8 protein-coding genes are annotated in these 8,937 nt (G+C 69.7%); 1 reads left to right on the top strand and 7 read right to left on the bottom strand.

Annotated features, from left to right (window positions below; translation table 11 throughout):
- Positions 1-71: 71 nt before the first annotated feature.
- From QCD75_RS21370 to QCD75_RS21345, 6 genes are all read right to left on the bottom strand, one after another.
- Positions 72-1,379, bottom strand: a complete 1,308-nt coding sequence (locus QCD75_RS21370) for a TIGR01906 family membrane protein (RefSeq protein ID WP_301231522.1) — start codon at positions 1,377-1,379, stop codon at positions 72-74.
- Between the two features lie 181 nt (positions 1,380-1,560).
- Positions 1,561-2,844, bottom strand: a complete 1,284-nt coding sequence (locus tag QCD75_RS21365; RefSeq protein WP_301231521.1) for a L,D-transpeptidase — start codon at positions 2,842-2,844, stop codon at positions 1,561-1,563.
- A 68-nt stretch (positions 2,845-2,912) separates the two neighbouring features.
- A complete protein-coding gene (locus QCD75_RS21360) occupies positions 2,913-4,139 on the bottom strand; it encodes a L,D-transpeptidase (protein ID WP_301231520.1) in 1,227 nt (408 codons plus the stop codon).
- Between the two features lie 175 nt (positions 4,140-4,314).
- Entirely contained in the window at positions 4,315-5,802 is a 1,488-nt protein-coding gene (gene ahcY, locus QCD75_RS21355) for an adenosylhomocysteinase (RefSeq protein ID WP_301231518.1), read from the bottom strand.
- Between the two features lie 123 nt (positions 5,803-5,925).
- Positions 5,926-6,204 carry a Trm112 family protein gene (locus tag QCD75_RS21350; protein WP_301231517.1) on the bottom strand — a complete coding sequence of 93 codons (279 nt, stop codon included), beginning with the start codon at positions 6,202-6,204 and terminating at the stop codon, positions 5,926-5,928.
- A gap of 82 nt (positions 6,205-6,286) precedes the next feature.
- Positions 6,287-6,676, bottom strand: coding sequence for a DUF3499 domain-containing protein (locus QCD75_RS21345; protein WP_301231515.1), 390 nt, complete (start codon positions 6,674-6,676; stop codon positions 6,287-6,289).
- A gap of 106 nt (positions 6,677-6,782) precedes the next feature.
- On the opposite strand from QCD75_RS21345, the gene QCD75_RS21340 reads away from it, so the two are divergent.
- Positions 6,783-7,319, top strand: a complete 537-nt coding sequence (locus tag QCD75_RS21340; RefSeq protein ID WP_301231514.1) for a metallopeptidase family protein — start codon at positions 6,783-6,785, stop codon at positions 7,317-7,319.
- 102 nt (positions 7,320-7,421) lie between these two features.
- Here QCD75_RS21340 and QCD75_RS21335 read toward each other — a convergent pair.
- Positions 7,422-8,937 (bottom strand): DUF5719 family protein (locus QCD75_RS21335; RefSeq protein ID WP_301231512.1); only part of this gene is annotated, 1,516 nt, incomplete at its 5' end.

Raw genomic sequence — 8,937 nt, 5'->3', positions numbered from 1 at the left:
CCCCCCCCCCCCCCCCCCCCCCCCCCCCCCCCCCGCTTCTGCTGCCTGTCAGACGCCGGTTCGCGGTGCTCCTAGATGGTGCTGGAGTATCCGCGCGTCGGCGTGTCATGCGATCCGGTGTCCGGTGACCCGGTGGTTGTGGAGCTTCCGGCAGCTGAATCCGGTTCGGAGGCATCCGCGGCAGCCGCGTCGCCGGCCTTGTCCCGCCGGAAGAGCGACCGCTTGGCGGGGACAGCTCCGGCGGGGTCAGCATCCGCGCGGCCGGCATCCGTGGATTCGTCGCCGGCCGGGTCAACTGCCGCTGCGCCGCGCTTCGGCAGCCCGCGGCGCTTGCGCGTCGGCCAGGTGAGGATCAGGGTGACGAGGGAGGTGATCAGCACCAGGCCCCCGATCACGATCCCGCCGTCCACCCAGAACTGGGCCGGGAAGAGCCGGATCAGGGTGTCCTGCAGCGAGAACGTCCAGGTGCCGCTCGCGAAGAAAATGCTGTGGAACTCGGCGAAGAACTGTTCCCAGCCAAGCACAGCCAGTACGCCGAGGCTGAGGATGACCACGAGGGTGATGATGGACCCGGCGAACAGCCCGCGCCGCACTCCCCCGGGGCTGCGGCGCCGCAGGTAGATGACGGCGATCAGGCTGAGCAGGATCAGCACGAGGCCCGCGCCGAAGGTGGACAGGATGACCACCTTGACGTCGGCCATGTGGCTGACTTCGCCGCCCCCGAACAGCTTGTCGCCGCTGCGGTTGACGAGTTCGCCCAGGTACCGCGGTCCGGCCCAGTTGCTGAGGTAGTCCACGGCATAGGAGCCGTAGGTCATGCGGTCGTCGGTGTTGAAGCCGTAGCCGTCGCCCGGGAAACCGGGGCGGTTGTACTCCACCCAGAGGAACAGGGGGCTGGCGACGGTCCGGACGGCCAGCACCAGCAGGATGACCGGGAAGCAGACGGCGAGCACGACCTGCATCACGCGCGGGGCCACCGGTTTGGCGTTCGCCGCCTGTTCACGTTCGGCGTTCCGGCGCCGCACTTCCTCCTCCGGGGGACGGATCTGCAGCGCCGAGGTGGGCAGCGGTTCGCTGAAGTGCGCGCCGTTTACCTTCGGGGTCGGTTCGACGGCGGCTTCCGCGGCCTTGCGGTCGGCGCGGCTGCCGGCCTGGCGCGAGGCCGGGTCCGGCGCGGAGGACCCTGGGGTGCTGTCAGTCCGTGGCGGGTGCTCCGGAGTGGTGCCGGCACCACCCCCGGCGGAGCTGTCGGAGGCCGCGGCGGAGCGCTTGTCCGTGGTGCTCGGCTTCATCCAGTCGAAGGCGGGTTCGTCAGCGTCGTCGGGCGGATCCAGCTGCGGATCCTGTCGGTTCGGAGGGGTGGGACTTGAGTCAGTCACTGCGGCTTCGCTTCCCTAGGCGTCCGCGCTCCCGGGCGGGGCCCGGCAACGCTACTTCTTCTGCCTCCGAGCCTACCGCCAGAGCCTCGGAGTGGGCGAGGTGCCACCCCGAAGCGGACCGGGATTCAGGCGGCCGGGATTCAGGCAACCGGGGTGCAGCCGGCGGACCCGGGCCGTCCGGTCAGCGCTTGGCGTACTGTGCCCAGGGGATGTTCCAGTCGCCGAAGCCTTCGAGCGGTTCCACCGCCGGGGCTCCGGTATTGAGGGTCTGGACGACGTCGCCGGTCAACATGTTGTTGAAGAACCAGGCGGCGTCCGCCGGGAGCAGGCCGACGCAGCCATGCGAGACGTTGGACTTGCCCACTGCACGCCACGCCGATTCCAGCGCCTGGTGGACGTACACTCCGGAGCTGGTGAGGCGGTTGGCGTACTCCACTGTCAGGGGCGGGTAGTAGCCCTTGTCGCCGGGCTTGAGCCCGATGCTGCCGGCGTTGAACCTGGAGTTGCGTTCCTGCTCCATGATGACGGCGAATCCGGTGGGTGAGAGCCAGTCGGCGTCCCCCAGCGTAACCGGCGCGGTCCGGACGAGCTGGCCGTCGAAGTACACGTTCATGGTCTTGGTGATGTCATCAACGACGGCGAGGCGCTGCGGCCCCACTTTGAAGGAAACCCTGGTGTCGGAGTTGCCGATCATCCTGTTGCCGAAGTCGACGCCGAAGAGCTGCAGGTCCACGGTGATCTCGCTGTTGGAGGCCCAGAACGTTTCAGGGCGGATCCGGACACGGCGGTCCGAATACCAGCGCCACGCCACGGCCTGGCCGGAGGACGAGCTGACGGCGACGGACTTCTCCATCGCCACCTTGTCCAGCACCGGCTCGCTGAAGACAATCTCGATGGGCTGGCCGGCGCCGACGGTGGTGCCGTTGAGCGGATACACGGCGGCGTCCGCTTCGTGGGCTTTGGCGACGGTGGCGAAGGTCTGGGCCGTCCGGGTCTCGCGCCCGGCCCCGTCCACGATGGTGAAAGCGAATTTGTACTTCGTGTCGAATTCCAGGGGATCCCCGGCGGTCCAGGTCGAGCCGTCCGGGCTGGTGGTCCCCGGGACGCGGCCGCCCCCGGAGGCCGGGACCAGCACGACGTCCTTCACGGCCCCGTTGACCGCCTTGACCGAGGGCGGGGCGGCCGGGTTGACGGCCTTGGCGCCGTCGGCCGGGGTCACTCCGAGTTCCACGAGCTTCACCACGGGGGCGGCGAGGCCGGCGACATTCCGCATCGGCGCCGCTGACTCTGACGGGATTTCCGCCTCGGCCCGGCCCGGCGCCGTCGCGATGCCGATCCCGCCGGCACCGACGGCGGCGCAGAGTGCCAGCACCGCCAGCATCTTCCCGCTGGTCCTGCGGCCTTTGCGTGGCTGCGGCCGGCCTGCGGGGTCCCCGCCCCGGCGCGCCGGGCCGGGTTTCGTCACTACCTCGTCCATGTCTTGTCCCCCAAGTGGATTGTTCCGCCCTTCGCGGAGCTGTCCGCGGCCCGGGCTCAGTTGGCGTACTGCGCCCAGGGGATGTTCCAGTCCCCGAAGCCGTCGTCAACGGCGGCGAAGTCGCCGTCGGTGTTGACCACCTGCACCACGTCACCGCTCGTCATGTTCTCGAAGACCCATTTCGCACCGTCCGGGCCCAGTCCCACGCAGCCATGGGAGAGGTTTGCCTTGCCCAGAAAGGGCATCGCGGAGTCCGTGGCCTGGTGGATGAACTCCCCGCTCGGGGTCAACCGCGTGGCGTAGTTGACGTCGAGCTGGCCATAATAGGCCGGGTCACCCGGCTTGAGCCCGATCGTGGAGGCGTCCATGTGTTCCACCCGGTACTTCTCCATGAAGACGAGATAGCCGCGGGCCGAGGGGAAGCGTGTGTCTCCCATGGTCGCGGGCCACTGGCCGACCTGCTGGTCGTTGACACTGGCCGTGAAGGTGTGGGCCGCCGCGTCCGCGACGGCGACCTTCTTGTCGCCGACGTGGACGGTGACCAACTTGTTAAAGTTGCCGATCTGCCCGTTGCCAAGATCGACTCCGAAGAGCTGCAGGTCCATCGTGATGGTGCTGTTCGCGGTCCAGAAGCTTTCCGGACGGTACCGGACCATGGTGTTGCTGAACCAGTGGAACTCGCCGGCCTGGCCGGAGGTGGAGCTGATCTTGATGGCCTTCTCGACGGCGTCCCGGTTCAGCACGGGCTCGCTGAAGGTGATCTGCAGCGGCTGCGCCACGCCGACCTTCATGCCGTCCAGCGGGTAGATGGCGGCGTCGGCTTCGTTGGCGGCGGAGACCGTCGTGAAGCTGCGTGTGGTGCTGCTCTTGCGGCCGGCGGCGTCCACCACGGAGAACGTGTAGCTGTAGCGGGTGTTGAACTTCAGCTGTGCGGCCGCGGTCCAGCTGGAGGCATCTGCGCTGAGGGTTCCGTCCACGGCATCGCCGGAACCGCTGGTGAGCGCCACGCGGTCGATGCGGCCGTTTTTGACCTTCAGGGTCACGGGCGCGGCCGGGTTGACCTGCTGGGAACCGTCCGCCGGGGCGACGTCGAGCTGGGCGAGGGCCACCACCGGGAAGGCGAGTCCCGGCGTCGAGCGTTCCGGCGAGACCGCCTCGGACGCGAAGGAGGCGTGGGCCATCCCGGGGCCCGCCGCGAACACTCCGCCGGCCGCGGCCAGTGCGCAGACTGCTCCGAGCAGGGCAAGTTTGCGGCCGGTGCGCCGGCTTTTCGGGGCGTTCACGATACTCGGGTCCTTCCAGACGTTACCTTGAAAGCATAAGCGAATTTCCGCGGCGCCCGGCCCCCCGGCCAGCCACGATCAGGTCACGAAGAGGGCCCCGGACGCACGCCCGGAGCCCTCTTTCGCAGTCACCTGCCGGCGCCGCTGCCCTGGTGGCAGCCCGCCGGCGCGGTTCCTAGTAGCGGTAGTGGTCCGGCTTGTACGGGCCGGAAACGTCGAGGTCCAGGTACTCGGCCTGCTCCTTCGACAGCTCGGTCAGTTCAACGCCGAGGGCGTCGAGGTGCAGCCGGGCGACCTTTTCGTCGAGGATCTTCCGCAGCACGTAGACCTGCTTTTCGTACTCCCGCTCCCCTTCCGGCTGGTCGCGCTTGGTGAAAAGCTCGATCTGCGCGATCGTCTGGTTGGCGAAGGAGTTGCTCATCACGAAGGACGGGTGTCCGGTGGCGTTGCCGAGGTTCAGCAGGCGTCCTTCGGACAGCACGATGATGGAACGGCTGCCTTCTCCGGTGGCCGGGTCCGCCTCGAAGACCCACTCGTGCACCTGCGGCTTGATCTCGACCTTCTTGATGCCGGGGATCCGGGCCAGTCCGGCCATGTCGATCTCGTTGTCGAAGTGGCCGATGTTGCCCACGATCGCCTTGTCGCGCATCCCGGCCATGTGCTCGGCCATGATGACGTCCTTGTTGCCGGTCGTGGTGATGAAGATGTGGCCCTCGCTGAGGACGGATTCCAGTTTCGCGACCTGGTAGCCGTCCATGGCTGCCTGGAGCGCGCAGATGGGATCGATCTCGGTGACGATGACGCGGGAACCCTGGCCGCGGAAGGCCTCTGCCGCGCCCTTGCCCACGTCGCCGTAACCGCAGACGACGGCGACCTTGCCGCCCATCAGGACGTCGGTGGCGCGGTTGATGCCGTCGGGCAGGGAGTGCCGGATGCCGTACTTGTTGTCGAACTTGCTCTTGGTGACGGAGTCGTTGACGTTGATGGCCGGGAACAGCAGCTTGCCCTGCTCCGCGAGCTGGTAGAGGCGGTGCACGCCGGTGGTGGTTTCCTCCGTGACGCCCAGCAGGCGGGAGCCGATCCGGGTCCACTTCTGCGGATCAGCCTGCAGCGAGGCGCGCAGCACCTCGAGGAAGACCCTGCCTTCCTCGGACTCGTCATCGGCGGTGGCCGGGACTGCGCCAAGGGCCTCGAAGTCGACGCCCTTGTGGACCAGCATGGTGGCGTCTCCGCCGTCGTCCAGGATCATGTTCGGGCCGAGGTCCGGGTTGGCGTCCGCGCCGGGCCAGGTCAGGATCTGCTCCGCGGTCCACCAGTATTCCTCCAGCGTCTCGCCCTTCCAGGCGAACACGGGAACACCCTGGGGGTCCTCGACGGTGCCGTTGCCGACCACAACGGCGGCGGCGGCTTCGTCCTGGGTGGAGAAGATGTTGCAGGAGGCCCAGCGGACCTCGGCACCAAGCGCGGTGAGCGTCTCGATCAGTACGGCGGTCTGCACAGTCATGTGCAGGGACCCTGCGATCCGGGCGCCCTTGAGAGGCTGGCTGGCGCCGAACTCCTCGCGCAGTGACATCAGGCCGGGCATTTCGTGCTCGGCGAGGCGGATCTGGTGGCGGCCCGCCTCGGCCAGGGAGATGTCCGCAATCTTGTAATCGAGAGTCATATGAATCCTTTGCTGTGGCCGGCGGGCAGGTCCGGGACCTGGCTGCCTGTGACGAAGGTGAACGTGCTTATCGGTGGCTGTGAAGTACTTCGGTGCCGAACGGCGAAGCGATGGGCCGGCAGCCTAGCCGGCGTTGTGCCGGGACCCGGCGTCGTGCCGGCCCGGCTCAGCCTGGCCGGCGCCGGGAAGGCCGCCGTCGTGCTGGAAAGCGGGCGCCGCGGCGGCGGCGGGGAGGAGTTCCGGCGGCAGCAGCAGCGGGATGCCGTCCTCGATCGCGTAGCGCAGCTTATCTCCGGAGGGGCCGGCCGCCGTGGTGACGAGTTCCTCGCCGTCCTGCACCAGGGGTGAACCGGTGACGGGGCATCTCAGGACAGACAACAGTTCGGGACTGATCTTCGGCATGGTGAACGCTCCCTGGTGGACGCCGCAGCAGGCGCCGGTGGCTTACGGATTTTGCAGTTCCCAGCCTACCGCCAGTTGCAGCCTAGGACGGTTCGCGCAGCACGCGCAGATGCCCCCGGCGGGCGCCCTCGGCCGCGGCCGGCGCTGCCAGGGTCGGGTGGACCGCGCGCTGGCCCTGGCCGGATTCCGGTGCGTTGGGCCGGGTGGCCGCCTCCCGGACAGCGTCCGCAAGGGCGGCGAGGTCGTCGGGTCCGGGGCCCGCAGGGGTGGCCGGCATGGCCAGCCGGAGCACTTCCCAGCCGCGCGGGACGGTCAGGGATCCGGCGTGCTGTTCGCACAGGTCGTAACAGTGCGGCTCGGCGTAGGTAGCCAGCGGCCCCAGGACGGCGGTGGAGTCGGCGTAGACGTACGTCAAAGTTGCCACCGCTGAATTGCGGCAGGCTGACCTTGAACAAAGACGAATGGCACCCACGACACCAGAGACTACTCCCCCGGGCCGCCGGACGCCGCGCGACGCGCTGGCGGCGGGTCGCGCAGCCCGTCTCGCGTAAACGATTCGCCGGGTTTAGAGTCGAGATATGCAGTCACCGCACCAAGATCCGGGTTTTACGGTCCGATTGGCTGACCCGGACGCCGGACGTCACGACGCCGGTTCCACACCGGACGGTTCCGCGCGCGCCACCGCGCCGCGGAGCTTCCGCCAGCGGCGGAGGAACCGGCACGGCCGGGGACTCCGCGGTGAGCTGATGCTGCCCACGCTGCCCGGCTACCGCACCCGCTCGGACCGCTTCGACGACTTCGTGCTGGACTCGGCCGAACGGCTGCATGACATCTGGGGCAAGCCGCTGGACGGCGTCCGCTTCGCCGTCGACGAGATCCCGCCCGGGCTCGAGCAGCTCGTGGCGGACCGCACTGTCGCCCCGATGGGCTCCTATTCCCCCGCCACGCCGGACGAGGGACCCGTGATCACGCTGTACCGGCGCGTTGTCGAGCAGGCCTGCGGCAGCCGCGAGGAACTCCAGGACCTCGTCCATGACGTCGTGGTGGAGTACACCGCCGAGATGCTTGGTGTGCCGCCGGAGTCCCTGGACCCGGTATACCGCCGCCGATACTAGGTCCGCTGCCCTGACAGCGCCGCCGCGCCCTTCGGGGCCGGGCCCCCGGCCGGACGGGTCGGGGCTGGACGCCCGGGACGGACACGGTCAGTGGCCGGGAGATCAGTACCCGAGGGTGACCGGGACCTGTTCCTGGCCCGACGCCCCGGGGGCAATGGCCATCGTCGAGACATCCTGCCTGCCATCCTCCTGCAGCAGCACCGCGCCGTAGGCGGGTTCCCCGGCGGCGGACACGAGGTAGCCGACGAGCGGCGAGCCCTCGACCTCGGCCGGGACCTTGATGGAAGTCGTGGTGCCGCCTGCGATGTCGGCGGCTGCGGCTGCGCGGACCTTGCCGTCGGCCGTGATCGGCGTATACGAAATCGTGGCCCGGCCGTCGGGGGCGCCGAAAATGAGGTAGCGCTCCCCCGAGCCGGGGACGGGGACAACGTGTTGGCTGCCCAGCCGCGCCGAGGCCGCGGACCAGGCGAAGTCGGTGGCATCCTCGGCCTTGAGGCCCCGGCTCACGCGCGCCGCCGCCGTAAAGGAGACGTCGGAGCTGGCGGCCACGGTGTAGGGCCCGGCCGGCACGCCGGAAAGGGGGACCTCGGTGACGGACCCGGCTTTCGCCGTAACCACTCCGCCGCCGGGCAGTGCCTTCTGGCCATCCCGTCCGAAGAGCCTGATCGAGACGACAGCGTCGGCGGGCCCGGGCACGGTGATCTGCAGGGCAGGTCCCGCATCTGAGAAGCCGGATTTGCCCGTGAGGTCCGCCAGTCCTGCCGGATCCTGGATGTCGACGCCGGAAACCACCTGGCGGAGGGCCGGAGCCGCGGCCGCGGCGATGAACTCGACGCCGCCGGGCGTCAGCCCGCGCAGCACGCTCTGCTGGATGACCGCGGCCACCGGGCCGCCGGCGCTGCGCACCCGGACGCTGAGCCGCTCCTGTCCCGGGGCGAGGCCAGCCAGGACGACGGAGCGGGTGGTGCCCGGCGCGACGAGGAGTCCGCGGCTGCCGGGAGCCTGGATCGGGCCCTTGGCCCCGAAGAGTTCGAGGCTGACCGTGGCCGGGCTGCTGGAGGCGTTGCTGAGGTTCAGCACGGCCGTCCGGCCCAGCGCGGTGTTGGCGCCGACGAGCCAGAGATCGTTGGCGGGTTGCTGGCAGGCTGTGGCCGCCGAACCACGGAGGTCCCCATCCTCGGCCGCGTAGCGCATGACGGCCCCCGCGGAGGCCTGATGGTCGGCCTGTGCATCGGCGCTCAGGACCGTCGCGGCGTCGACGCTGCGCCGTGAGAGAACGCCGGCCGCCGGGACCGCGCCTGCGGGCTTGGGCGTGGCCGTGCTGTCGGAGGCCGGTGGGGCCTTGGCAATTTCGACCAGGGTGCTGCCGGTTAGCGAGGCGAGCCTGCTGCCGGGCAGGACACCGGCACCGGAGCCCAGCACCAGGGCGTTGATCTCGCTCCTGGCGGTGGCGGACTCCGGGCTGAATTGCGGATCGTTGCCCACGGGGGCGCCATCGAGCAGACGGGCCGGTCCCGGGCAGACGCCGAGACTGCTGCCCGCGGGGACCGCCGTCAGCGGCGCCGCAACGGGCCGGCTGCTGCCGGGGCCCTGCGGGGTGAGTGCGGCGGCGGACACG

It is taken from the genome of Arthrobacter sp. PsM3 (assembly GCF_030433895.1).
In the GTDB taxonomy this organism is placed as follows: domain Bacteria; phylum Actinomycetota; class Actinomycetes; order Actinomycetales; family Micrococcaceae; genus Arthrobacter.
The sequence above is the reverse complement of the archived record's forward strand: the minus strand, read 5'-3'. Positions and strand labels throughout refer to the sequence as shown.

What these genes read in the sequence shown, in the direction of transcription:
- ahcY (WP_301231518.1), bottom strand. Translation starts at nt 5,802, where the DNA reads ATGACTCTCGATTACAAGATTGCGGACATCTCCCTGGCCGAGGCGGGC.
- QCD75_RS21350 (WP_301231517.1), bottom strand. Translation starts at nt 6,204, where the DNA reads ATGCCGAAGATCAGTCCCGAACTGTTGTCTGTCCTGAGATGCCCCGTC.
- QCD75_RS21340 (WP_301231514.1), top strand. Translation starts at nt 6,783, where the DNA reads ATGCAGTCACCGCACCAAGATCCGGGTTTTACGGTCCGATTGGCTGAC.